The sequence below is a fragment of the Ruegeria jejuensis genome (genome assembly GCF_041537905.1).
Classification (GTDB): Bacteria; Pseudomonadota; Alphaproteobacteria; order Rhodobacterales; family Rhodobacteraceae; genus Ruegeria_C.
In genome coordinates, this window is the sequence record NZ_JBGRUO010000013.1 from 111,632 (window position 1) to 135,743 (window position 24,112).

General features: G+C 59.9%; 23 protein-coding genes, 1 tRNA gene and 2 pseudogenes. 11 read left to right on the top strand and 15 right to left on the bottom strand.

What is annotated here, in order from left to right; genetic code table 11:
* Window positions 1–7: 7 nt before the first annotated feature.
* Window positions 8–1,423 (bottom strand): tyrosine-type recombinase/integrase, encoded by a 1,416-nt coding sequence (locus AB1E34_RS15770; RefSeq protein WP_372573298.1) that lies wholly within the window; start codon window positions 1,421–1,423, stop codon window positions 8–10.
* Window positions 1,424–1,586: 163 nt separating this feature from the next.
* Window positions 1,587–1,660, bottom strand: a tRNA-Cys gene (locus AB1E34_RS15775).
* Window positions 1,661–1,888: 228 nt separating this feature from the next.
* Between AB1E34_RS15775 and AB1E34_RS15780 the strand changes: the two genes are divergently transcribed.
* The 3 genes from AB1E34_RS15780 (at window position 1,889) to AB1E34_RS15790 (ending at window position 4,991) form a co-directional block, all read left to right on the top strand.
* On the top strand, window positions 1,889–2,542 hold the full coding sequence (locus AB1E34_RS15780; protein WP_372573299.1) for a protein-L-isoaspartate O-methyltransferase family protein: 654 nt from the start codon (window positions 1,889–1,891) through the stop codon (window positions 2,540–2,542).
* Window positions 2,543–2,593: 51 nt separating this feature from the next.
* A complete protein-coding gene (locus AB1E34_RS15785) occupies window positions 2,594–4,000 on the top strand; it encodes a TolC family outer membrane protein (RefSeq protein WP_372573300.1) in 1,407 nt (468 codons plus the stop codon).
* Window positions 4,001–4,073: 73 nt separating this feature from the next.
* Window positions 4,074–4,991: a hypothetical protein gene (locus AB1E34_RS15790; RefSeq protein ID WP_372573301.1), complete on the top strand. Its 918-nt coding sequence runs from the start codon at window positions 4,074–4,076 to the stop codon at window positions 4,989–4,991.
* A 4-nt stretch (window positions 4,992–4,995) separates the two neighbouring features.
* Here the strand turns inward: AB1E34_RS15790 and AB1E34_RS15795 are convergent, their stop codons facing one another.
* Complete coding sequence (locus AB1E34_RS15795) at window positions 4,996–6,453, bottom strand: cobyric acid synthase (RefSeq protein WP_372573302.1); 1,458 nt, start codon at window positions 6,451–6,453, stop codon at window positions 4,996–4,998.
* A 58-nt stretch (window positions 6,454–6,511) separates the two neighbouring features.
* Here AB1E34_RS15795 and AB1E34_RS15800 point away from each other — a divergent pair, with 58 nt between their 5' ends.
* Complete coding sequence (locus tag AB1E34_RS15800; protein WP_372573303.1) at window positions 6,512–7,081, top strand: cobalamin biosynthesis protein CobQ; 570 nt, start codon at window positions 6,512–6,514, stop codon at window positions 7,079–7,081.
* A gap of 52 nt (window positions 7,082–7,133) precedes the next feature.
* On the opposite strand, the gene AB1E34_RS15805 is transcribed toward AB1E34_RS15800, so the two are convergent.
* The gene (locus AB1E34_RS15805) at window positions 7,134–7,454 is read right to left on the bottom strand and encodes a DUF6280 family protein (protein ID WP_306195506.1); all 321 of its coding nucleotides are present in this window, start codon (window positions 7,452–7,454) and stop codon (window positions 7,134–7,136) included.
* A 219-nt stretch (window positions 7,455–7,673) separates the two neighbouring features.
* On the opposite strand from AB1E34_RS15805, the gene efp reads away from it, so the two are divergent.
* Window positions 7,674–8,237, top strand: coding sequence for an elongation factor P (gene efp, locus AB1E34_RS15810; RefSeq protein ID WP_372573304.1), 564 nt, complete (start codon window positions 7,674–7,676; stop codon window positions 8,235–8,237).
* Window positions 8,238–8,355: 118 nt separating this feature from the next.
* On the opposite strand, the gene AB1E34_RS15815 is transcribed toward efp, so the two are convergent.
* Window positions 8,356–9,288 carry an ABC transporter transmembrane domain-containing protein gene (locus tag AB1E34_RS15815; RefSeq protein WP_372573305.1) on the bottom strand — a complete coding sequence of 311 codons (933 nt, stop codon included), beginning with the start codon at window positions 9,286–9,288 and terminating at the stop codon, window positions 8,356–8,358.
* Window positions 9,289–9,371: 83 nt separating this feature from the next.
* Entirely contained in the window at window positions 9,372–10,112 is a 741-nt protein-coding gene (gene ygfZ, locus AB1E34_RS15820) for a CAF17-like 4Fe-4S cluster assembly/insertion protein YgfZ (protein ID WP_372573306.1), read from the bottom strand.
* Between the two features lie 72 nt (window positions 10,113–10,184).
* Between ygfZ and AB1E34_RS15825 the strand changes: the two genes are divergently transcribed.
* On the top strand, window positions 10,185–10,862 hold the full coding sequence (locus AB1E34_RS15825) for a TIGR04283 family arsenosugar biosynthesis glycosyltransferase (RefSeq protein WP_372573307.1): 678 nt from the start codon (window positions 10,185–10,187) through the stop codon (window positions 10,860–10,862).
* Between the two features lie 27 nt (window positions 10,863–10,889).
* On the opposite strand, the gene AB1E34_RS15830 is transcribed toward AB1E34_RS15825, so the two are convergent.
* From AB1E34_RS15830 to AB1E34_RS15855, 6 genes are all read right to left on the bottom strand, one after another.
* The gene (locus tag AB1E34_RS15830; RefSeq protein ID WP_372573308.1) at window positions 10,890–11,651 is read right to left on the bottom strand and encodes a hypothetical protein; all 762 of its coding nucleotides are present in this window, start codon (window positions 11,649–11,651) and stop codon (window positions 10,890–10,892) included.
* 113 nt (window positions 11,652–11,764) lie between these two features.
* On the bottom strand, window positions 11,765–12,175 hold the full coding sequence (locus tag AB1E34_RS15835) for a nuclear transport factor 2 family protein (protein WP_372573309.1): 411 nt from the start codon (window positions 12,173–12,175) through the stop codon (window positions 11,765–11,767).
* Between the two features lie 280 nt (window positions 12,176–12,455).
* Window positions 12,456–13,175 (bottom strand): hypothetical protein, encoded by a 720-nt coding sequence (locus tag AB1E34_RS15840; protein WP_372573310.1) that lies wholly within the window; start codon window positions 13,173–13,175, stop codon window positions 12,456–12,458.
* Entirely contained in the window at window positions 13,172–15,130 is a 1,959-nt protein-coding gene (parE, locus tag AB1E34_RS15845) for a DNA topoisomerase IV subunit B (RefSeq protein ID WP_372573311.1), read from the bottom strand. Before parE ends, AB1E34_RS15840 begins: the two co-directional genes overlap by 4 nt.
* A 242-nt stretch (window positions 15,131–15,372) precedes the next feature.
* Entirely contained in the window at window positions 15,373–15,696 is a 324-nt protein-coding gene (locus AB1E34_RS15850; RefSeq protein ID WP_372573312.1) for a hypothetical protein, read from the bottom strand.
* Between the two features lie 111 nt (window positions 15,697–15,807).
* Entirely contained in the window at window positions 15,808–16,152 is a 345-nt protein-coding gene (locus tag AB1E34_RS15855) for a hypothetical protein (protein ID WP_372573313.1), read from the bottom strand.
* 273 nt (window positions 16,153–16,425) lie between these two features.
* Between AB1E34_RS15855 and AB1E34_RS15860 the strand changes: the two genes are divergently transcribed.
* Window positions 16,426–17,034: a peroxidase-related enzyme gene (locus AB1E34_RS15860; protein ID WP_372573314.1), complete on the top strand. Its 609-nt coding sequence runs from the start codon at window positions 16,426–16,428 to the stop codon at window positions 17,032–17,034.
* A 15-nt stretch (window positions 17,035–17,049) separates the two neighbouring features.
* On the opposite strand, the gene AB1E34_RS15865 is transcribed toward AB1E34_RS15860, so the two are convergent.
* Both AB1E34_RS15865 and AB1E34_RS15870 read right to left on the bottom strand, forming a co-directional pair.
* Entirely contained in the window at window positions 17,050–17,661 is a 612-nt protein-coding gene (locus AB1E34_RS15865) for a glutathione S-transferase family protein (protein ID WP_372573315.1), read from the bottom strand.
* Between the two features lie 16 nt (window positions 17,662–17,677).
* Entirely contained in the window at window positions 17,678–18,547 is an 870-nt protein-coding gene (locus AB1E34_RS15870; protein ID WP_372573316.1) for an alpha/beta fold hydrolase, read from the bottom strand.
* A gap of 242 nt (window positions 18,548–18,789) precedes the next feature.
* Between AB1E34_RS15870 and ppk2 the strand changes: the two genes are divergently transcribed.
* Window positions 18,790–19,701, top strand: coding sequence for a polyphosphate kinase 2 (gene ppk2 / locus AB1E34_RS15875; RefSeq protein ID WP_372573324.1), 912 nt, complete (start codon window positions 18,790–18,792; stop codon window positions 19,699–19,701).
* Between the two features lie 3 nt (window positions 19,702–19,704).
* Here ppk2 and AB1E34_RS15880 read toward each other — a convergent pair whose 3' ends face one another.
* Window positions 19,705–20,346, bottom strand: a complete 642-nt coding sequence (locus tag AB1E34_RS15880; RefSeq protein ID WP_372573317.1) for a TIGR02453 family protein — start codon at window positions 20,344–20,346, stop codon at window positions 19,705–19,707.
* Between the two features lie 95 nt (window positions 20,347–20,441).
* Here AB1E34_RS15880 and AB1E34_RS15885 point away from each other — a divergent pair, with 95 nt between their 5' ends.
* The 3 genes and pseudogenes from AB1E34_RS15885 to AB1E34_RS15895 form a co-directional block, all read left to right on the top strand.
* Entirely contained in the window at window positions 20,442–21,803 is a 1,362-nt protein-coding gene (locus AB1E34_RS15885) for an MATE family efflux transporter (RefSeq protein WP_372573318.1), read from the top strand.
* Window positions 21,804–21,986: 183 nt separating this feature from the next.
* Window positions 21,987–22,817 (top strand): annotated as a pseudogene (locus AB1E34_RS15890) (tyrosine-type recombinase/integrase); the annotation flags it as partial.
* Window positions 22,818–23,530 (top strand): annotated as a pseudogene (locus AB1E34_RS15895) (IS91 family transposase); the annotation flags it as partial.
* Between the last annotated feature and the right edge of the window lie 582 nt (window positions 23,531–24,112).

Here is a 24,112-nt window from a genome sequence, read left to right on the forward strand (position 1 = left end):
GCGTCAACTACCCATTCAGTATCCGCAGTAGTGTATCACCCTCTATCAAGTCTTCATTCTTTGCCGCCAGCGCTTTCATCGCAATCTCTTCTGTCACCACGTAGTTCTGTCGTTCAATGCCCAAAGCCGCCAACAGCCCTGCTTCATCTAGTTTACCTGTTGCAAGCATGTTGAACGCCGTTTCCACCACACCGCCGCCGTTTGCCGTCACTTCCTTCTTTTGGCTTTTTCGCATGTCGCGTCCGCTGTGCATTTCAGCGTTTAGCAACGGGCTGTACTTGCTGTAGTGCTTGTCCAACATCGCCGTGCTGTTACCCATTTGCTTGCTCAAAGCGTGTGTGCTGATGCCGCGCTTCAAGTCCCGCGTCGCGTAGTAGTGCCGCAAGCTGTACAGAGTGCGGGATTTGCCATCAGCGCCAACTTTCAATCCTAAGTCATCCAGCAGCGCATTAAATGCGCGGTTTAAGCTCGCGATGTTTGCAACAGCGCCTAAGCGCGTGGTGAATACATGCTCGTTGCTTTTTGCTGCGATAAGCTGAGCGAAGCTGTCGTAGCTGAGAGCAGGGTTCAGCTTACTTTGTCTGTCCAAGTAGCCTTCCACTGTGTCTCGCGCCACTGCGCTTCTCTTTCGCGTTTTTCCGTCTACGTTCACCACCAAATAGCGCTCGCCGTCATTCTCTTGCCATTCAATGTTGCGCCAACGCAGGCGCAACGCCTCCGTGCCATGCCTCACGCCAGTGTTTGCGAGAAACAGCACATAGTTGCGCAGTACTTCGCGTGTTACTTGTGCTTTCTTGTCTTTCGTCTTTTTGTGCCACGTCCGTAGCGCTGTATAAATCTTCTTATACTCGGCGTCCGTGAAGCTGCCTCTGCTTTCGCTTTTGACACCTTTGTTAAGCAGGGTGGGGCGCATGGATTTTACTATCCAGCCGTGTAGCTCTGCTTCGTCCAATACTCTGTTCAGTGCTGCATTGTGATTGTTGATGCCGCTCTGCGAGAATGGTTTTTTGTTCGTTTCAGTGCGCCACGCGTCAAATGCCGTCAGCGCAGCCAAATCAATCTTAGCTACATCCGTGTTGCCAAAATACGGGATGAGCCAAATGCGCAGCGCTGAGATGTAGTCTTTGTAAGCTTGCTTGCCGCCACCCTCATCAAGCTCGCGCTGCATTCGCGCAATCGCATGCTCAGCCACATGCTTAAATTTGCGGGTTTGGGCAGGCAGGTGATTTTTGATGCGCGCTTTGGTCTCGTGGTACAAATCAATTGCGCGTTCTTTGGCTTCTTCTAAGTCGTCTGTCTTTGTGCTTTTCACAACACGTTTGCCGTTGTCCAAGGTCAGCCGCACGTACCAATTTTCGCTGCCCTGGCGCTTATCCAGCTTCAGTTTTTTGTGCACATTTACAGTAGTAACGCCGTAGCTCATCGCGTGCTGCTTCGCCTAGTTGCCTGTTTTTTCTCAGTATACGGCAAAAGGTCTCAAAATGCAGCCGAATCTGCGCGCGGACTGTGTACGAATTGTGCACGAAAATCACGCGACTACATCTTGTGTCACAGGGCGCAATTTTGGTGAATTTTACAAGATGTTGTGGAGGCGAGTACCGGAATCGAACCGGTGTACACGGATTTGCAATCCGCTGCGTCACCACTCCGCCAACTCGCCTTTCTTAGTGAAATCAATCACTTGCTGTGGTATGAGGGGTTTTCTAGCAGCTTTGTTCAATGGCGTCCAGACAGTCTCGGCCAAAAATCATCTAATTGCGCGGTCAATCTGGCCAATCTGCACGTTGCAACAGGGCAACCGAGGAAATGTTACTTGTGGATGGGACATTGCCGCCCGGGTGCCAGTATGGCACAAGCCACAATAACACAGTGTTGGAAGATCACGATTATGCCTGACTTTGCCGCACGGCGCCGTACCATGGTGGATACGCAGATCCGCCCGTCGGACGTGACCAAGTTCCCGATTATCGAGGCGATGCTGGAGGTCCCCCGCGAAGCCTTCGTGCCCGATGCGAAGCGCGAGGCCGCCTATGCAGAGGAGATGATTGATCTGGGCGATGGGCGGGTGCTGCCCGAGCCCCGGACATTTGGGAAAATGCTTGATGCGCTCAACATTCAGGACGACGAAGCGGTTCTGGATGTGGCTGCGGCACTGGGGTACTCCACCGCCGTCACCGCGCACTTGGCCCAATTCGTTGTCGCTGTCGAGGAGGATGTCGCCATGGCAGGCGAGGCGCAGTCGCTTTTGTCCGAGGCCGGCGCCGACAATGCGGTTGTGCATCACGGGCCGCTGGCCGAAGGAGCAGCAGAGCACGGCCCCTATGATGCGATACTTGTTCAGGGGGGCGTCGAACAGGTGCCCGAAGCTCTGCTGGCGCAGCTAAAGGAGGGCGGGCGCATTGCCTGCACCTTTGTTGAGGATGGCGTGGGTACCGTGCGGATCGGGCATAAGTCCGGCGGCAAGCTGTCGTGGCGATACGCATTCAATGCTGGCGGGCAAGTCCTGCCGGGATTCGCAAAACAACCGGAATTTTCGCTTTGACCCGTTGGGTCGGGAAAAACAGGCCGGACATAAAAAGAGGCGCGGAAAACAATGTTGAGAGCAGTACTAAAAGGAACGGCGCTGTCGGTTGCGCTTTTGGCGGCATCGGTGGTGCCACGATCGGCGGTCGCGGATAATCTCGCAGATGCGCTGGTTGGGGCTTACAATACCAGTGGGCTTTTGGAACAGAACCGCGCACTGCTGCGGGCGGCGGACGAAGATGTTGCGATAGCGGTGGCGCAGTTGCGCCCAATCATCAGCTGGACCATGCAGATTCAGCGGCAATTGGTGGATCAGCAGAACAACAATTTCAGTTCGAACAATGGTGAGACCAGCGGGTTTGTCGGTCTGTCCTTCCAGCAGTTGCTCTTTGATGGAGGTGCAACCCGGCTGGCCAAGCAAGCCGCCCAGGAATCCGTGTTGTCAGCACGTCAGACATTGATTGACGTCGAGCAAAGCATCCTGTTCCGGGCGGTTAGCGCCTATATGAACCTGATCCTGCAGGAAGATAACGTTGCGCTTCGCCGCAACAACGTCCGGGTTCTGGGTGAGGAATTGCGAGCATCACAGGACCGCTTTGAAGTGGGTGAAGTCACGCGAACGGATGTGGCTCTGTCCGAGGCCAGTGTTGCGGCAGCCCGCGCGAACCTGGCTGATGCCTTGGGTACTCTCACAACAGCTAAGGCCGAATATGTAAACGCCGTCGGAAACGAGCCAGGCAAAACTGCAGGCCAGCCGAGCTTGCCGAGGCTTCCAGCTTCGATTGACGCGGCTATAGCGGTTGCGGTCAGAACGCACCCGGACATTCTGGCGGCACAGCACCAGGTGCGCGCTGCGGAACTGATTGTACAGCAGCAACGCAAGGAACTCGGGCCTAACCTGACCCTGGATGCGGATCTGGGATATACTGAGGACTTCAGTAGTTCCGATTTCCGCAATGACTCTTCCGCCGGGGTGACGTTTCGGCAGCCGGTTTATGCCGGGGGCGCGCTTGCGGCGCAGATTCGGCGCGCAATTGCCACGCGCGATTCCACCCGTTTTGCGCTGTTGACCTCCCAAAAGGACGTTATTCAGGGGGTCAAGGACGCCTATGTCCGGTTCCAGACAGCCGAGGCCAGCTTGACCGCTTCGAACGAACGGGTGCGGGCGGCGCAGATCGCGTTTGATGGGATCCGTGAGGAAGCGACGCTGGGCGCTCGGACAACCTTGGATGTGTTGACGGCCGAGCAGGACCTGCTGGATGCGCAGACCCAGCAGATATTTGCGCGCTCCGAACGTTCTCTGGCTGCCTATCAGGTGCTGTTGTCGCAAGGTTTGCTTACGGCTGAACGGCTGGGGCTGGCGGTTCAGATCTATGATCCGACGCTCTATTACAATCTGGTAAAAAATGCGCCTGCCAAAGTCAGCAAGCAGAGCAAGGATCTGGACCGTGTCCTGAAAGCGCTGGGCAAGCAATAACGTTCCACTCCTGTGTTGGCAGAACAGCCGGGCTTCGCTACACTTGGGGTGAGGTTCAGAGTGGTAGAAAAAAATGTCCAATCAAGCAGCCGATTTGGGAATCGAGGATGTGCTGTCCTCGATCAGAAAACTTGTCAGCAATGAAGGCGTGCCCGAGCCGCGACCGGTCGCGCCAAGAAGGCCGAAAAAGGCCAATAAACTCGTCCTGACACCCGCTTTGCGCGTGACAGAGCCGGTTCCCGAGGCGGAACGCCGCGCGCCACCCGAGCGTGGGGCGGCGGTTCCGTGGACCAACCCGAAAGCGACGCTCTATCAGGCGGCAAAATCGACCCGACAGGCAGAGGGTGAAACCCCGCCTTCAAAGCCCCGTCCGATGCTGCTGCGGCCTGAAGATGCGGTTCCTAACGACAAGGTGGCATGGATTCGCCCAAAGATCGTTCCGGACGAAAGTCGAGATCGTGAACAATCGGCGGATGAGTTTTCGTTTCGCCACAATGCTGAAACAGCCAATCCGTCAATCGCGCCACTTGAAGAGCCGTTGAGCAAAAAGATCGAAGCGCTTGAAGCGGCGATTGCGCGTACCGAGGATCAGTGGGAGCCTGACGGCACCACGGATGAGGAGTATTCCGGCACCAAGGTCGATCCATCCATTTCATGGCGGGACCGTGCGCCTGAAAAAGACGCGGCAGCGGCGCCGGATGCGGTGTCACAGGTGGAAATCGCTGCGGCTTCGGTGGTGGAACCTGCGCCGGAGGTAACGGCAACGCCAGAGACGCACACCGAAGACGCGTCACAGGGTACGGCTGCATCTCTGCAGGATCCGGTGACTGCGGATGGGGCGGTACTGGACGAGGAAAGCCTGCGCGTGCTTGTCGCGGAAATTCTGCGAGAGGAATTGCAGGGCGTTCTGGGCGAGCGGATCACGCGCAATGTGCGCAAGCTTGTCCGCCGCGAAATTCAGCGCGCACTGACCGCCCGCGATCTGGGCTAAACCTCTACTGCCGCGCCGGGCTTTCCGCCAGCGCGAGCAGCAGGTCGAGGTCCATGTAGCGCTCCAGATGATCGGCCAGCGCGTCGAGCGTTGCTTCGACACCGTCCTCATAGGCGGTGTCCGAGCTTTGTCCCTGCGACGCCAGATATCCCGTGCGAAACGCATCCGACGAGAAGATACCGTGCAGATAGCTGCCGCGAATGCGCCCATTGGCTGAGGCCGCGCCTTCGGGCCGGTCACCGATGGACAGCCATGCACGCGCGCAGTCCGGCCCGGTGGTCCGGCCCATGTGAATTTCATAGCCGCTCACGGTTGTGCCAGTCTCCAGCGCAACCGCTTCGGTCAGCTTGACCTGTTTGCGCCCCGCCATCACCGTCTCGACATCCAGCAGGCCGAGACCGGCGACCTTGCCCGGACGGCCATCGACGCCATAGGGATCGTCGATACTGTGCCCCAGCATCTGATAGCCGCCGCACAGGCCCAGAACATGCCCGCCGCGCCGCACATGTGCCAGCAGGTCGATATCCCAGCCCTGGGCGCGGAAATAGGCCAGATCGCCGATCGTGGATTTGCTGCCCGGCAGCAGCACCAGATCGGCATCGCCGGGCAGGGGGCGCCCGCCCGGCACGATCTCGACCGTGATGCCGGGTTCGGCGGCCAGCGGGTCGAGATCGTCGAAATTCGCCATGCGTTCCAGCTGTGGCACCACAACCTTGAACGCCCCGCCCGCATGCGAGCGGATGTCCATCATGTCCTCGGCGGGCAGCTTCCAGGCGTCCTCGAACCACGGCACCACGCCCAGACAGGGCCAGCCGGTGCGCGCCGCAATGTCGTCGCGCCCGTCATCGAACAGGCGGATATCCCCCTTGAAGCGGTTCACCGCAAAGCCCCGGATCCGGTCCAAATCGGTCTGATCCAGCACCGCTTGCGTGCCGACGATCTGCGCGATCACGCCGCCACGATGGATGTCGCCCACCAGCACCACGGGAACCCCTGCCGCGCAGGCAAAGCCCATATTGGCAATGTCGCCCGCCCGCAGGTTGGTCTCTGCCGGGCTGCCCGCGCCCTCGATCAGCACCAGATCGGCGTCGCTGCAGAGCCGGTCAAAGCTCTCCAATGCAGCCGTCAGCAGGCTGGATTTGTCCTTGCGGTAATCGGCGGCTTTCAGGGTGCCACGCCGCTGGCCCTGAACGATCACCTGCGCGCCGGTATCGGTTTCGGGTTTCAGCAGGATCGGGTTCATATCCGTATGCGGCGCGCTGAACGCTGCCCGCGCCTGCAGCGCCTGCGCGCGCCCGATCTCGCCGCCCTCCGCAGTCACGGCGGCATTGTTGGACATGTTCTGCGGCTTGAACGGTGCAACCCGCAGTCCACGCCGGGCATAGGCCCGTGCCAGCCCGGCCACCAGCATGGATTTCCCGACATTGCTGCCGGTGCCCTGAATCATGATGGACTTGACCATGGCCTGCCTCCTAACGTGGCCCGCAGATGACCTGATTTGTGCCCCGAGGAAAAGCCCCATGAACACGCCCGCGCATCTTTTGATCGGTGCCGCCGTCTTTGGGCGGGGGCAGGGGCGTCGGGTGATGGCTGCGGCGCTTCTGGGGGCATTGGCGCCGGACGCATCGCTTTATGTGATGGCGCTCTGGGCACTGCATGTGCAGGGCATCCCGCCGCAGGTGGTGTTTGATGAGCTTTACTTCTCGCCCGCCTGGCAGAGTGTCTTTGCCGTCGACAACAGTTTCGTCCTCTGGGGGTTGTTGATGACGGTTGCGCTGATCCGGCGCAGTCCGGTCCTGATCGCTTTTGCCGGTGCCGCGCTTTTGCATCTGGCGACGGACTTTGTGCTGCATGCCGGGGATGGGCGACCGCAATTCTGGCCGCTTACGAACTGGGTCTTCGACAGCCCGGTCAGCTATTGGGACAGTACCCATCACGCGCTCTGGGTGGCGCCTGTGGTGGCCATTGCCTGCTGTCTGGCGTTCTGGAGCCTGTGGCGCAGCGGTCTGGGACCGGTTGGCGTGGTTGCCTTTGGTCTGATGCTGGCGGCCGAGCTCTGGACGGCGCGGCAGTGGATTCTGTTCTTCTGACGAAAAACGCGCCCCGTAGGGCGCGCTTTTTCAACCTTGAGGAGATTGTGTCTCAGGCAGCTTCGGCCTGTTGCGCTGCATTGCGGCGCTCGCTCTCCTCGCGCGACAGCGCGACGGATGTACGCACCCCGCGACCGACGAATTCCATCAGGCCACCCACAACCCGTTCGTTGGGATCGATCCCGGCGCAGCTCAGTACTTCGCGCCCATCGCGCGAACGTGCCCAGCGGGCGATCTGCTCGGGGCCGTTGCCATATTTCTTGTCGTCGGCGATGGCGTCGTCCAATGCGGCCAATACGACAGCCGCGAAAAGTTTGCGTGCACGATTGCCTTGCTCGTTGTTAAAGGCGGTGCCGTCAACGAAATCTTGCATCTCGTCTTCCTTGTTGTTCTTGCTCTTGCATTTTTCGGCGTAGCGTTGCTTATGACTGATCAGACTCGATTCGGGTACCCCAAAGATGCATAAGAGCGTTGCGTCTGGCGCATGGCTCGCTGCATGTGCAGCACAAGGTATCGTTGTCTTGCCTGTGTCCTTTGCGCCAGATATAGGAGCGCGAAGCAAGGCATCAACCGTATGTGAAGGATTTAAGTCATGCCCAAGATCAACGGAAACGAAATCCGGCCGGGCAACGTGCTGGAGCATAATGACGGGCTCTGGGCTGCGGTCAAGGTCGACCATGTGAAACCCGGCAAGGGCGGCGCCTTTGCTCAGGTCGAGCTGCGCAACCTGCGCAACGGCTCGAAACTGAACGAGCGCTTCCGGTCTGCGGACAAGGTCGAGCGCGTGCGTCTGGAGCAGAAAGATCAGCAATTTCTCTATGAAAACGATGGGATGCTGGTCTTCATGGATACTGAGACCTATGAGCAGGTCGAGGTTCCGGCCGAGTTGCTGGGCGACCGCCGCCCCTTCCTGCAGGATGGCATGACCATCGTGGTCGAGTTCTACGAAGCCGAGGCACTGAACGCCACGGTGCCGCAAAAAGTGACCTGCCAGATCGTCGAGACCGAACCGGTGGTCAAGGGCCAGACAGCGGCAAACTCCTTCAAGCCCGCGATCCTCGACAATGGTGTCAAGATCATGGTTCCCCCCTTTGTCGGGCAGGACGAAATGATCGTCGTGAACACCGAGACCATGGAATATTCCGAACGCGCGTAACGCAGCGTCACGACGGAACCGCCCAAACACGCGCCGACCGCTCGGCAGTTGGCGCGTATTTATTGGGTTTTTGCACAAACATTTCAGAGCAGGTCGCGCCTTGGCCGACTCGCCGCTGTCACGGTCGGGCCGGTTTCCCACTTGCTGGCGGCGGGGGCAGAATCTCACGCAATAGGTCGAACTTGATCCGGTTGGCGCTGACCTGCCGGTAAAAGGCGATCAGGAACGCGGTGGGGGCCTGAATGCGGGTGAGGCCGACTGTGGCGGCCACCACCGTGCCCACATCAGTGCGCCCGTTCAGAACCAGCCAGCCGCCCAGCATCAGCACCGCAACCGTGCCAACGCCGTTTATGACGCTCAGCAGGAACTTGCTGGACAGTTTCCAGATGAAGATTCGCCGACGCGTGTCATAGATGCGGTCGAATTCGGCCAGAATGGCGGCCTTGACCTCGGCGGTCTGTTCGGCGCTCAAGCGGTCAGTTGAGGCGCGCAGCACATGCACCCGCTCAGCGATGAAGCGGTTCACATGGCTTTGTGAATAGATCACGATCAGAATTTGAGGCGCAATCATCATCAGCGCGATCAGCCCCAGCATCGGCTGGGTCGAGGCGATATAGCCGATCACGCTGATCAATGTCCCGATCTGCACCACCGGCTCGGAAAAGGCGCTGCCGGCAAATTTTCCCAATTCCTCGGCCTCAGCCGAGATTGCGGTGGTCAGCGTGCCCTGGCGCCCCCTGGTGCGGCCCGGAATGTCGGTCCGGTCCAGCAATCGAACCCGGATCAGGCGGATGGTGTCTTCGCCCAGAGTGCTGGCGCGATACCCCATGACCCATTTCAACAGCAGGCTCAGCAGGATAGCCGCCATCATCCCTGCGCCCAGCAGAAACAGCTTTTCCTTCTCCAGCGTGTTCGCGGTCAGCAGGTTGATGATGTTCTTCTGGAAATCCAACGGGACAGCCGCCAATGCGGCGATGGCCAGCGACATCAGGATCAGAATGATCTGCCGCCCGGAACTGACCCGCCAGATCGCGGCATAAAGCTGAAACATCTTCGTCCCTCAAACCTTCTTCGACGCAGTGTGCGAAGAAACCAATCGGAACTCAAACCTTGAATGTGGCCCGGGTTGTAGAGTCAGTCCTGGTCCATCCTGACCCGAGCCGAACCCGCGCTCAGTTCGTTTTTAGCGCGGTCAAAGCGCAGATAGGCGATGGCGCGGTTGCCGGACCGGGTAAAGAGCGTTCCGGCGGGTTTGCCATCGGCGGTGATCGCGGTTCCGGGTTCCGCGTCGCCCTCGACATCGACCAGGCAAAGCCCCTTGCGCAGCGCCGTCTTGTGCTTCATCCGGGCGGTCACTTCCTGACCCACATAGCAGCCCTTCTTGAAGTCCACGCCATTGAGCGCCTCGAACCCGGATTCCAGGATATAGCTATCAGGCGTCAGTTCGATCCCGGTTTCGGGGATGCAATGGGCCACGCGGATCGCATCCCAATCGCTGCCATCATCGCTTTCATCGGCCTCAGAATAGCGCCGCCAGCCAAGGTCCGCATGACGCGGATCGGGCAGGGCACCCTCGGGCGCAGGCCCGGTGCCGCGCTGCAGGTTCAGCGCGCTCCCGGTGATCTGCACATCGGCGCGCAGCTTGTACATGCTCAGGCGTTTGAACAGCATGTCACCGAGGGTTTCCGCCACATCCAGCAGGATGCCGTCACCCTGCCGGGCAAGGAAGAAATCGGCGATATACTTGCCCTGCGGCGTCAGCAGAGCGGCATAAACCAGGCCTTGATCAAGCCCTTTGATATCGTTGGTAACAAGGCCCTGAAGAAAATCCGTAGCGTCAGAACCGGTAATCATCAGGATGCGGCGGTTGGACATCTGGGGTTCCTCGTCTAGGCTCTGGCCCCCGTGATATAGGACAACCCCGCCCGGGCACCAGAGGAGAAGCACATGGCGGCCAAGATCAGTATCGTGATCCCGACGCTCAACGCCGGTGACAGCCTGCCAGCCTGCCTGGAGGCCCTGATCGAAGGGTTGACCGCCGGGTTGATCCGCGAGTTGATCGTGACCGATGGCGGTTCGCAGGATGTCACCTGCGCCATCGCGGATGAGGCCGGGGCGCATCTGGTGAGCGGGCCCGCCTCGCGCGGGGGGCAGTTGCGGCGCGGCTGCGCCGAGGCGCGGGCCGATTGGTTGCTGGTCCTGCATGCCGATACGGTGCTTGAGCGGGGCTGGTCGCAGGTCGTGGGCGAACATATCGAGGGGTCAGGGCAGGGGGCCTATTTCCGGCTTGCCTTCCGTGCCGGTGGATTTGCCCCGGCCTGGGTCGCGGGTTGGGCCAACCTCCGCTCGCGGCTTTTCGGGCTGCCCTATGGCGATCAGGGGCTGCTGGTGCGTCGGGCGGTCTATGAACGCGTCGGCGGCTATCCCGATCAGCCGCTGATGGAGGATGTGGCGCTGGTGCGTGCCCTGCCGCGGCTGACGGGCCTGCCCGTGCGCGCAACAACCAGCGCCAAACGATACGCCAAGGCCGGTTGGCTGCGGCGCGGGGCGCGCAACCTCTGGACGCTGACGCGCTATTTTGCCGGGGCCGATCCACAAAAGCTGGCCGAGAGCTACTGGCGCTGACAAGGCGTTTCGTTTCGGGGCGGCTGTTCAGCGCAACTCCACCAGCGATTTGCCCAACCGGAACGGCGCTGCAAAGCTGACCAGACAGAGGGCGATGACCTGCAGGATCAGGATATGCGCATTGGCCTGCAGGTACTCCCATTCATCCTTCAGCTTGCCAACCTGTTCCACCAGATCGTCATAGGCCTGCGCCAGGATCAGATAGTCGCCCGCAATCGCGGGCACCTTGCGGCGCATATTGTCGACCGCTTTCTGCGTCTGATCGTCCAGCGTGGTGAAGACCAGAAACTGATCGGGATCAAAGGCATCGGCCTGCGCCATCATGCCCTTCATCTCGTCCATGTCATCCTCGTCCCGCCCGCCAAACAGAAAGTTCAACCCCTGCAGTGGCGCGACCTCGTCGGTGACGGCGATGAACAGGGGCAGGTCGGCATTGCTGGCGGTGGAGGCGGACAGGAACTCAACCTTTTCGCAGAGAACCCCGGTATCGGGATCGTAAGCAGGGTCGCAAAACCGCAGGCGAAAACGGGCGGCGTCGCGGTCAAAGGCCAGCGTGGCGGCATAGGCCACATCGATCTGCCGGTCGAGGCGCGAACTGTCCGAGACATAGAGCCCCGCGATAATCGCCGTCAGCGCGCCGATGCCGCCCAGCAGAACCCAGACCAGATCGGCCAGTTTCCACGCCCGGTGACCGGCGGGTTTGCGAAACAGGAACCCGGTGCCGATACAGCCCCCCAGAAAGAAGAGCAAAAGCAAGGCCAGTTGGTTTTCGGCGATGAAATTGGTCATGATCCGAGTCTATGCACGCCCCGCCCCCGCGCAACAGTCCTCACGCAGATGTAGGTTGCGGTTTATCCGCAAGTGCGGCGTTCAGGCCAACGCGCAATTGTGCGGCAGATAACTTATGGCGCACAAGGCGGTTTGGTGGGCGCATTGCGGTCCCAGACGCTGAAGGCGGCCTCCCAGATGGCGACCTTGCCGTCGCGCACGGTCCAGAACTCGGTGCCGCGCCCGCTCATCTGCTGGCCGGTAAAGGCATCTTCCCAGTCGCCCTCCCAGTAATTGCCGATCATGTTGCCCTCATGCATGCGCATGGTCTTGGTCAGGGTATAGCCCTTCTGCCGCTCGAACCGCGCTTCGAGGAAGTGGCGCACCGCCTCCTGCCCGTGGATCTCGGGCTGATCGGCGAAGCGGACGGTGATGTCCTCGGTAAAGCCCGCCATGATCGCGTCGATGTCATGGGTACCAAAGGCGCGTTCGACCCCCGCCACAAGATCGAGCGCCTGCTGCCGGGTGATGGGGGCGGTGGTCATGGAGAGGCTCCTTTGGGTGAGATGATGGGGCGATGATGTCGCTAGCTCGCAACGCAATCAAGGCTTCTGGAAACGTTGCGCCCTATCCAATCAGTGCGAAATTCAAGGAATTTCGCACGCGCCCGACCCGCCCCCAGGGCGGTCGCGTTCCGCACCTACCCGCGGGCTGGGTGCGTGAGGTGCGTTGATGGGGTAGGTGGGGGGTCACCTCACCGTCACAATGGATTGAATGTAGGGACGGTGGGTTGGAAACCCACCCTACGGCGAACTCGGTTGTAAATCAGAGGTTTTCGGGCACAGTTGAGGTCAAAATAGGCAACCCATTTCGTATTAAGAAAATCTGCGTTCTGGTTTGTCCCCGAATGTTTTTCGAAGTTAGGGAGAGACTGTACTCAGAATTAGGTTCGAGCCTTTTCCCTTCCTTATTCAATATCGCAATTTCGTGCTCCTGAAGTTTATCGATGTAGGCAAGATGCTGAGTTCCAAGTGTAACATCATCATTTTCTTCAAGTGATAGTTTGACCTCGAGCGACGCGGCACCCACATTCTTTACTGTGAAAGAGTAGCGCATTGCGCCGCCGCTACTTCGACTTCCCGTCGCGTGGATTTGAAAGAAAGGTAAGCTATTTGAGATGGAAACGTTAGTTTGTTCCTTCCTTACATCAATATCTAACTCAAGCTGTTTCTCAGTTATTCCTACCATCGCTTTCTGCTGCTGAACTGAGTTTTTGAGTTCTTTTGCTTGTAACTTCAGTGCATCAACGCTGTTTTGAAGCTCTTTTCCCTGTTGAAAAAAGCCGAGCACTAACCAAAATATGGCTAGCGGGCCAAATGCTCCAGCAAAGAAATCACCAATCTCATTTAGTGACATTGGTTCCAATCTAGTTGCGCCAAACCAAACTGCGATAGGAATGCCGCTGAATAATAGAAATAGGTAGATCCAAGTTGCCTTAAGGCCAATCCGGCTGAGATTTCTATTGCTGTTCTCACTGGTCCTCAAACATCCAACTCCTCCACAAACCGCGCGTTCTCCTGGATGTACTGGAAGCGCAGTTCGGGTTTTTTGCCCATCAGGCGTTCGACGAGGTCTCCGGTCTCTCCGGGTTCGTCTTCGTCGATGGTGACCCGGATCAGTTTGCGACTGTCCGGGTCCATCGTGGTTTCCTTGAGGTCCTTGGCGTCCATCTCACCCAGACCCTTGAAGCGCGAGACGTCGATCTTACCCTTGCCGCCCAGACCTTTCTCCAGCCATGCGTCCCGCTCGGCCTCATCCAGGCAATAGACCCGTTTCGCGCCTTGCGTCAGGCGGTAGAGCGGCGGGCAGGCGAGGTAGAGGTGGCCCGCATCAATCATCGGGCGCATCTGAGTGAAGAAGAAGGTCATCAACAGCGCGGCGATATGCGCGCCGTCCACATCAGCATCGGTCATGATGATGATCTTGTCATAACGCAGATCGTCGATGCTGAACTTGGTTCCCAGACCCACACCCAGCGCTTGCGTCAGGTCGCTGATCTCGGCATTACTGCCCAGTTTCGAACTGGCCGCGCCCAGCACGTTCAGGATTTTACCACGCAGAGGTAGCAGCGCCTGATTCTTGCGGTTGCGCGCCATCTTGGCGGAACCGCCCGCTGAATCGCCCTCGACAATGAATAATTCGGTGCCGTCGCGTGTTGAACTAGAGCAGTCCACCAGTTTCCCGGGAAGGCGGAGTTTCTTTGTGGCGGATTTGCGTTGTGTTTCCTTCTCGGCCCTGCGGCGCAGGCGTTCCTCGGCTCTGAGCACCAGAAAGTCGAGGATCGCGCCCGCGGATTTCGTATCGGCGGCGAGCCAGTTGTCGAAATGGTCACGGACGGCGTTTTCGACCAGCCGCTGCGCCTCGACCGTGGCAAGGCGATCCTTGGTCTGGCCGACGAATTCCGGTTCGCGAATGAAGCACGAGACCAGCGCACAGCCGCCGGTGATCAGGTCGTCGCGGGTGATCTGGCCCGCCTTCTTGTTGTTGGTCAACTCACCATAGGCCTTGATCCCCTTGAGGATCGCGGCCCAGAAGCCCGCCACGTGAGTGCCGCCCTCGGGTGTGGGGACGGTGTTACAGTAAGACTGGATGAACCCGTCGCGCGAGGGCGTCCAGTTGATCGCCCATTCGACCTTGCCGGGGGTGTTGAACTTTTCCTGAAAATCCACGGTGCCGGCAAAGGGCTGCTCGGCATAGGTGGACGAGCCGTTCATCGATTCCTTGAGATAGTCGCTGAGCCCGCCGGGGAAGTGGAAGCTGGCCTCGGTCGGCGTCTCGCCATCGTCGATGGCCGATTTCCAGCGAATCTCGACGCCCGAGAACAGGTAGGCCTTGGAGCGGATGGATTTGAACAGGCGGGCGGGTTTGAATTTGTGATGGCCGAAGATGTCGGGGTCTGCGTGGAAGGTCACGGTGGTGCCGCGCCGGTTGGGCGCCGCGCCGACCTTTTCCACCGGGCCCAGCGGCGTGCCGCGCGAGAAGCGCTGTTCAAAGAGCTGCTTGTCGCGCGCCACCTGCACGACCATGGAATCGCTGAGCGCATTGACCACTGACGCGCCAACCCCATGCAGACCGCCCGAGGTCTGGTACGCCTTGCCCGAGAACTTGCCGCCCGCATGCAAGGTGCACAGGATCACCTCAAGCGCTGATTTGTCAGGGAATTTCGGATGCGGGTCGATCGGGATGCCACGCCCGTTATCGCGCACCGTGAGCGCATAGTCGGCGTGCAGTTCCACCTCGATCCGGTTGGCATGACCCGCGACGGCCTCATCCATCGAGTTGTCGAGGATTTCGGCCACCATATGGTGCAGCGCGCGCTCATCGGTGCCGCCAATATACATGCCCGGTCGCTTGCGCACGGGTTCCAGCCCTTCGAGCACCTCGATTGAGGAGGCGTCATAGGTGGCGGAGGCGCTTGGCGTCAAAAGATCTTCGGGCATGTCACCTGCTCTTGTTTTTGAGTTTGACATATTATGGCAGGTGATGTGGTTCGGGGAAAGGGGGACGCGAGGTGTTGTGGATAAGCGCGGAATGCTCCGCCTGTTCCGGCATGTTCAGCCGGGTGCCGAGTCCGATCCCGTTAGGCGGACCCGGTCATTCGTGGCTGGCGCATCAAAAAGACCGGCCTTTCGCCATGTTACGCGTGAGCGTGCTTACGGATGCCTACAGATCAGACTGTTACTCACAGAGTTTCAACAATTGTGATCGTGCCGACGGCAGTCGCCACAAGGCTGGCCACAAAGGACGCACAGACAGCGGTGCTCCCGCCCTGCGCCCTGAAGAGATCCTCTTCGCCAATCTCACCCTCTGACGGGGCTGCCGGAATGCAGATGTGTTTCAGTTTATCTGAGTCGCAAACAACTTTGATCTCTACATCGTCAGCCGTGACAATACCGTAGGGCGCCAGCACGGTTTTGGGATCTGCCAGCAGGTCCCGGGCGAATGCCTCATCGCTCCACACTTTGCGAATGAAGTCGCTATTTGCAGTCATATGTCTTTGGTCCATCTCTCTCTCCCTGAACATTGAACACTCAGGCCGGGTGGCGGGCAGAGACCGCTTTGTCCGGCCTCTGTCAGCGGCGCTCTGTCGATCTCCGGCAAAGCGCTGCCGGTGGTGCTAGGCCTTTGTGGTCTCTTGGTAGATTTGTGCCGAGAAAACGCTCACCATCGCTCCGGCTGTTGCTGCCAGGCAAACCAGCGTTGAGCCTCCCTGCGCGCTCATCAGATCGAATTCGCTGATCTCGCCTTCGGCGGGCGCGGCTGGGATATGCACATGGGTGACCTGATCGGTGTCGCGAACCACTTTGAGCTCGATATCGCCGGGGACATAACCGCCGATCTGCTCAACGGCGGCTCTTGGGTTATTCATCAAGGTTTCGGCATAGTCCCGGTCCGTCCAGACCTTGGTAAGAAAATCATCCAGGTTTCCGGTGATCAGGGCCTTGTTCTCCAAATTTGACATAACGTCAGCCTCCTAACTTATTGATCTTGAAACGGTTGCCGCGTGCGAACTGCCGCCGGTAATGCAAGGCATTGCCTTTGGTGTCCGCCGCGATCCGACATGACCACGAAGTGGAGATTGCGGTTGAAAAGCGAACTTGGGGCTGCGTTAAGTTTTTCTAACAAATTGTTTTCAAGCCGCAGGCCTCATTAAGGGTTTTGCATACGAGCCCGAGGCTGTGCGTGAACAGAACAACCCTGTAGATGTATGACGTCTTCCAACGGAGCAACACATATGAGCTGGATAAGAACCATCCCCTTTGACGAGGCCACCGGCAAGCTCAGGCGGCTTTATGAGCGGGTGACCGGGCCGGGCAACAATGTCGACAACATCATGATGGCCCATTCCCTGCGCCCGCATTCGATCGAAGGGCATATGGCGCTCTACAAGAATGTGTTGCACCACTCGGGCAACAGCGTGCCGAAATGGTTTCTGGAAGTGTTGGGGGTCTGGGTCAGCGCGCTCAATGGCTGCGCCTATTGTGTGGAGCATCACTTTCAGGGATTGCAACGCCTGCTCGGGGATGCGGCCCGAGGTGATGCAATCCGCGCCGCCATCGAGGCGCGCGCACCCGATGAGGCCCCGCTGGACCCCGCGCAGATCGCCGCGATGACCTATGCGCAGAAACTGACGCTCAGCCCGGCGGACATGGTCGAGGCGGATGTCACCGCGCTGCGCGAGGCGGGGTTTGACGATGGGCAAATACTGGAGATCAACCAGGTCACCGCCTATTTTTCCTATGCTAACCGGACGGTTCTGGGTCTGGGCTGTTCGATTGTTGGTGACGATTTGGGCCTGTCGCCGGGAAACTCCGATGATCCCGACGATTGGGGGCACAGATAGAATGGGCGCTTCTGCTCAGCCCTCACCACCTGCGACCAGCGCTCGCTGATAGGCCGGGCGCGCCCGCATGGCCTTGGAGAACGAGGCGACATTGGGGAATTCCCGTTCCCTCCCAAGCCGCGCCAGCACGCCAGCCGGAAAGCTCAGCATGATGTCGGCGGCAGACAAGTCATCCAGCACGAAATGGCCCGAGGGGCGCAGCAGGCTTTCCAGATAGCTGAAATGGTTGGTCAACTCGCGTTCGATCCGGGGAAGCAGCGGTGCGCCCGCCTCGCCCAGAAGGCCCACATAGAGGTTCAGCAGAAGCGGCGTCATCATGGAGCCTTCGGCGAAATGCATCAGTTCCAGATGCCTGATATGCGCTTCGGTCCCCGGTTCTGGAATCATATGCGGGCCAGATCGGGCACAGATGATTTCGACAATTGCTCCGGATTCGGTGATTTTCTGACCTTCGATCTCGACCACCGGCGATTTTCCCAGCGGATGGATCGCGCGCAGTTCTGGCGGGGCGAGATGGGTGGCCTTATCGCGCTGGTAGCGGATCACCTCGTAAGGCAGCTCCAGCTCTTCGAGCAGCCAGAGCACACGTTGCGACCGCGACTGGTTCAGGTGGTGCAGTTTGATCATGGGAAGGGTCCTTGGATCAGAGCCAGCCGCGGATGGCATCTGCCACGGCTCTTGGGTTTTGGTGAAGCAGCCAGTGATCGGCGCCCGGAACATCGATCCGGGTCAGATCGCCTGCGAATTCTTCCAGACCCTCGGTCGCCTCGGGTAACAAGGCTGTGTCATCGCAGCCCCAGATCAGCAGATGCGGGCAGCGCACGTGCAAGCGGTCGAGCGGCAAGGCAGGCGGGTTAGCCAAGGGCTGGCCGGGCTGGGCGAGTTTCAGGGGCGAGGCGCGGTACCAGTTGAGCATCGCGTCCAGCCGACCCGGCCGGGCCCATTCGGTGCGGTAAGCGGCAAGCCGGTCCTCGGTCATCCAGGCGTGATCCATGCCGTGCTGAAAGAACCTCACAAGCTTCGCGAAATTGTCGTCGGAAAATGCGACCGTTGCCTCGGGCTGGCGCAGCACCTCGATATATTGCGATGCGGTGCATTGCGCGCCGCCAGCGGCGAGCGCCCGCTGGAACGGAGCGGGATGCACGCCGTTTGCGATGATCAGCCGCGATACAAGCTCGGGCCGGAACATGGCCAGCCCATAGGCCACCGATGCGCCCCAATCGTGACCCAGCACGACAACCGGAGCGCCGATCTGTTCGATCAGCGTCGCCATGTCCGACACCAGCGCCGAGCCCGTGTAATGCTCGATGCTGGAAGGCGCCCAGCTTTGGCCATATCCGCGCTGATCGGGGGCAATGCAGAAAAAACGATCCGTCAGGTACGGGGCCAGGTCGGACCATGCGCCGCCATATTCGGGAAACCCGTGCAGCATCAGCAGCGGCGGCAGGGTCGGGTCACCCCATTGCCGCAGAAAGAACTCCTGACCGTTGAGGGTGACCGTCCGACTGTCCATCACGTGCTCCGCTTTTGCGCTCAGTCAAACAGGCATCAGGCCCGAAAGGAAACCCGCCTTGGACCTTGTCAGCGCGTTTTGTCGGGTCATCGCCGGTCATGTGACAGTTTTTTGACACGGATCAAGGTGGCCAAACCGGCATTTCGTTATCCTGTCGCCGGAACGTGACAGGAGGTATTTACGTGACGCAAGCAACCCGGACGGACACACCGTCGCCAATTAAAAACGGGGCCGCAGCCGGTATAGCCGCGGTCACAAAAGGCAACACGATCAAAAAGCCCAAGAAAGCATCCAAGGCGCCGAGCCCCGAGGAGGTGAGGGAAGCCTTCGAAAGCGGCAAATACCCCTACAGCAGCAAACTGCCCCGGCGCCAGTATGAGGCTGAAAAGGCCAAGTTGCAGGCGGAGTTGCTGAAGGTGCAGCACTGGGCGCAAGAAACCGGTCAGAAATTCGCGCTGATCTTCGAAGGTCGCGATGCGGCTGGGAAAGGCGGTACGATCAAGCGGTTCATGGAGCACCTGAACCCGCGCGCGGCCCGCGTCGTCGCCCTGAACAAGCCCACCGAAGAAGAGCGCGGCCAATGGTATTTCCAGCGCTATGTGCGCGAGTTGCCGACCTCGGGCGAAATGGTGTTTTTCGACCGCTCCTGGTATAACCGCGCCGGGGTCGAGCGGGTGATGGGGTTCTGTGGACCCAACGATTATCTCGAATTCATGCGTCAGGCCCCAGATCTGGAGCGGATGCTGGTCCGCTCGGGAATACGGTTCTACAAATACTGGTTCTCGGTGACCCGCCCAGAGCAGAAGAACCGCTTCAAAAGCCGTGAGACAGACCCGTTGAAACAGTGGAAATTGTCGCCCATCGACAAGGCGAGCCTGGGCAAGTGGGACGATTACACCGAGGCGAAAGAGGCGATGTTCTTTTACACCGACACCGCCGATGCCCCTTGGACCATCATCAAGTCAAACGACAAGAAACGGGCGCGGTTGAACTGCATGCGCCATTTCCTGTCGACGCTTGAATATCCGGGCAAGGATCACGACCTGGTTGATGCGCTGGACCCGTTGATCGTGGGGCACGCCAACCATGTGATCCACCAGTCCGAACATATCTTGGGCACAGCGCTGCATCCCGACGCGCGCAAGGGAGGCTGAGGTTCAGAAGATCGCCTCGAAGCTGCCCAGCAAAGGCCCGAGCTTTTGGTGAGTGGTTCGGATGGCGGCGAGCGGAGAGGCAAATTCTGCCTCTTCCAGATCGTACCATACGCTCAGGGATTTTCGACGCAGCAGCGCGCCGTGACTGTGATCCTTGTCGTATGGGGCGGGCACGCGCTTGAGTTCCGGCTCACCGACCCGCATGCCAGAGGATGAGAGACGGTCCAGTTCGGCCTGCAGATCCGCGCCGAGATCGCCATCCACAGCGGCCCGCCAGACTGGCAGGGCCGTCTTGTCGAACCCCATGACACCGACCCCGACACTGACATAATCCAGCCCGATCCCAAAGAAGAGCGCCGGGCGCGGCTTGCTGTCCGTGGGCAGGGACCAGAGCATATGCAGATGGGTGTGATAGGGCGTCTTGTCCTTGGAAAAGCGCACGTCGCGATGCGGACGGAACAGCTTGGTCTCGGTCCCCGGCCCAAGATCGGCAGCGATGATATCGAGCAGGGCCGTCGCAGGCGCTTTAAGCTTTTCCTCGTAGCTTGGCCTGCGGTCCAGAAACCACTCGCGGGTGTTGTTGTCGGCCAGTTCCGACAGAAACCGGCGGGCGTCGGGAATGAGCGTGCTGAACGGGTCTGACATCGGGGCCTCGGGTCTCTGCGGTCAAATGCTGATCCGACTGTGCGGGCGTCATCCTGTCTCTTGCAAGTGGCAAAGGCCCGCCATATGGCTGTCGGATGAGTCCCACAATGACATATGGCGGCCATGTCCGCGCGATTGCCCTGCTTGGGCTGCCGCTGATCGGCGGGCATCTGGCGCAATTCGCCATCGGCCTGACCGATACCGTCATGCTGGGCTGGTACGGAGTGCAGGCGCTGGCCGCCGTGACGCTGGGCGGCAGCTATTTCTTCGTGCTGTTCCTGCTGGGCGCGGGTTTTGCCATGGCCGTGATGCCTATGGTCGCCACCGCCGCCGCCGAGGAGGATGAAACCAGCATCCGCCGGGTCACGCGTATGGGGCTGTGGCTGTCGCTGTTGTACTTTGTCCTCGCCTTGCCGCTCTTGTGGTGGTCCTATCCGATCCTTCTGCTGATGGGGCAAGAGCCCGCGGTGGCCGAGACCGCCGCAACCTATCTGCGGGTTGCGGGCTGGGGCTTGCTGCCTGCATTGCTGGTGATGGTCTTGAAATCATATCTGGCGGCGCTCGAACGCACGCAGGTTGTGTTCTGGATCACCATTGTCGCTGCCGTCACAAATGCCGTGACAAACTATGCGCTGATCTTCGGCAATTGGGGGGCGCCCGAGCTGGGCGTGACCGGTGCCGCCATAGCCTCGGTCGTCACCCAGATGGTGTCGCTACTGGCAGTGGTGATCTATGCGGTGCGGGTCCTGCCCGAACATGAACTGTTCCGCCGTTTCTGGCGCCCGGACTGGGAGATGTTCGCGCGGGTCTTCCGGCTGGGTGTGCCCATCGGCCTGACCATGCTGAGCGAGGTGACGATGTTTGCCTCTTCCGCCGTGATGATGGGCTGGCTGGGAGCGATACCGCTGGCCGCGCATGGCATCGCGCTGCAACTGGCCTCGGCCACCTTCATGGTGCATCTGGGGCTAAGTAACGCTGCGACGATCCGGGCGGGCAATGCCTATGGCCGCAAGGACCGCGCCCATCTGGCGCGTGGGGCCATGGTCGTCACGATCATGTCGCTCGCGACTTCCGCAGTGGCGGTGATGGTTTTCCTGGTCTTTCCAGAGCAGTTGATTTCGCTGTTTATGGAATCCGACGACCCGCATCGCGGGCAGATTCTGCTGATCGGCACCGGGTTGCTGGCCGTGGCGGCGCTGTTCCAGACCGTGGATGGCGCACAGGTGATCGCGCTGGGCGTGCTGCGCGGGGTGCAGGACACCACCGGCCCGATGGTGATCGCGGCGCTCAGCTACTGGCTGGTCGGCATCCCGGCCTCCTACATTCTGGGATTTCAGATGGGCTGGGGCGGCGTCGGCGTCTGGAGCGGGCTCGTCCTCGGCCTCGCCTGCGCCGCGGTGCTGCTGATGACGCGGTTCTGGGGGCGGACGATCAATAGGATCGGGGTTTTGGCGTGAGGTCTGATCCGGGGCGCGATAGCTAAGCGCATCGGGTCCGCTCAGAGCCCATGGACTAAGGCGCTCGCGCGGCGATGGCGCTTGTGGTGAGTGTTTCGAGTGATACTGGATCTGGCCATGTTTTGAGAGCTGCCAAACCTGTCTGACGATTGAGGTTTCTCAATCTGATAACAGGAGGTTCCAATGACAGAGGAGAAGATGAGCCCGCTGCGTGCGCGGATGATGGAAGACATGCGCATTCGAGGGATGGGCGACAAGGCTCAGAAGTCACACATCCGGGCGATCAAGGATTTTGCGGCCTTCCTTGGCCATTCTCCGGACACTTCCACACCGGAAGAACTGCGCGCCTATCAGCTTCACATGATGGACAGCGGTGTGACGCCATCCACGTTCAACACGCGGATCGTGGCGCTGCGGTTCTCTTTCGGCATCACCTGCGGGCGCGAGGACATGAAGCGCTTCATGCAGTTCAAGACCCAGCCCAAGAAGCTGCCAGTGGTGTTCAGCGTGCAAGAGGTGTCGGACCTGTTGATGGCGACACCGGGGCCCGGGCTGAAGTATCGGGCCGCCCTCAGCATCTCCTATGGTGCGGGCCTGCGTGCCTCGGAGGTATGCAACCTCAAGATTAGCGACATCGACAGCAACCGAATGCTGATCCACGTCGATCAGGGCAAGGGCGGGAAGGACCGCAAGGTGATGCTGTCACCCGGGCTGCTTGGCCTGCTGCGGGAGTACTGGAAGGAAGCGCGGCCCGAAGGGTGGCTCTTTCCCGGCAAACCCAAGATCAACCCAATCTCATCACGCCAGTTGAACCGGGTCTTCACGTCGGCCAAGCACATGGCCGGGATCAGCAAGCCAGCGACCTTGCACACGCTGCGCCACAGTTTCGCGACGCATCTGCTGGAAGCGAACACTGACGTGCGCGTCATTCAGGTGCTGCTGGGCCACGCCAAGCTGACGACAACGGCGCAGTACACCCACGTCGCCACAAAGACGATCAAGGACACGGTCAGCCACATGATCGTCTCCGGCGGGGGACTGTCAGCAGACAGCACGAAGTGGGTCGCCTGCAAACCCGGGTTCTTCCTGCATGTGCGCGTGCTGTCGCGCTTGTTCCGGCGGTTGTTTGTCGAAGGCCTGATGGCCCTGCACCGTGTCGGGGATCTGAGGTTCTTCAGCAACCATGCGGGACTGGCCGATACCCATGCCTTCACCGAATGGCTTGCGCCGTTGCGCAAATCCGACTGGGTGGTCTATGCAAAGCCACCCTTCGGTGGGCCCGAGGCCGTGTTGGCCTACTTGAGCCGCTACACCCACCGCGTCGCCATCTCGAACCACCGCCTGGTCAGCGCCGATGCCGACACCGTCGCCTTCCGCTGGAAGGACTATCGCGTCAAGAACAGCGACCGCCAGAAGGTCATGCGTCTTGCCACGCCCGAGTTCATCCGCCGGTTCCTGATCCATATCTTGCCGACGGGTTCCACCGCATCCGCCACTACGGCCTGCTGGCCAGCGGTGTCCGCAAGACCAACATCGCCAAAATCCGTTCATTGCTCTGTGTCCAGCTGCCAGATCAGGCAGATGTCCAAGACACTGCGCCAGAGGCCTCCCCGCCCACTCCGCGCGAACCATGCCCCTGTTGCGGCGGACTCATGCGCATCATCGAGATCTTCCGTCGCGGACAGAAACCGATGTCACGCGCGCCACCACGGGAACAGGCCGCATGACCGAACGACCGCCAAAGATCATCAACCCATGCTGGCTGTACGACGCAGCACCGGCCCAAGCCTGTTGCGCCGATTGGTTGTCAGCGCGGTTGCAGAACACAATTCAACCAAGCTCCGCCAGCAGGTCAGGGCAGCAGGGCCGTGAACCTCTCCTGTCCAGCGCCGTAAAAAGCGCCAAACGGTCCGCCGAGAACGCCGTTGCGACAATTGCCCGCGCACTTTACTCATAGTCTCATCAAGACCCACGCGGCTTCCACCTTGGGAGATTTCCCAACCCGGGCCGCCCGAGCACCAAGCACAACCGTCACGCCCCGGCCCGAATCAAAAAATCTTAACCATCCCAAATGCTGCACCAGGCACCACAGGCCCTAAATCGCAGAAAGCTGACGTTGCCGATAGCGAGGAGGCCTGCAAACTACTGCTCAACTGACACAAAAGCTGACCTGAGCCCCAAGTTTCCTCCATCTGTCTGAGAGTCCTTGGGGTTTGGTTGATGTCCTTACGCGGCCAGTTTGTCCATGTTTGTTTTCTCAGCAAATTCTCTCGGCGTCAGATTTCCGAGCGCCGAATGTGGTCTGTTGG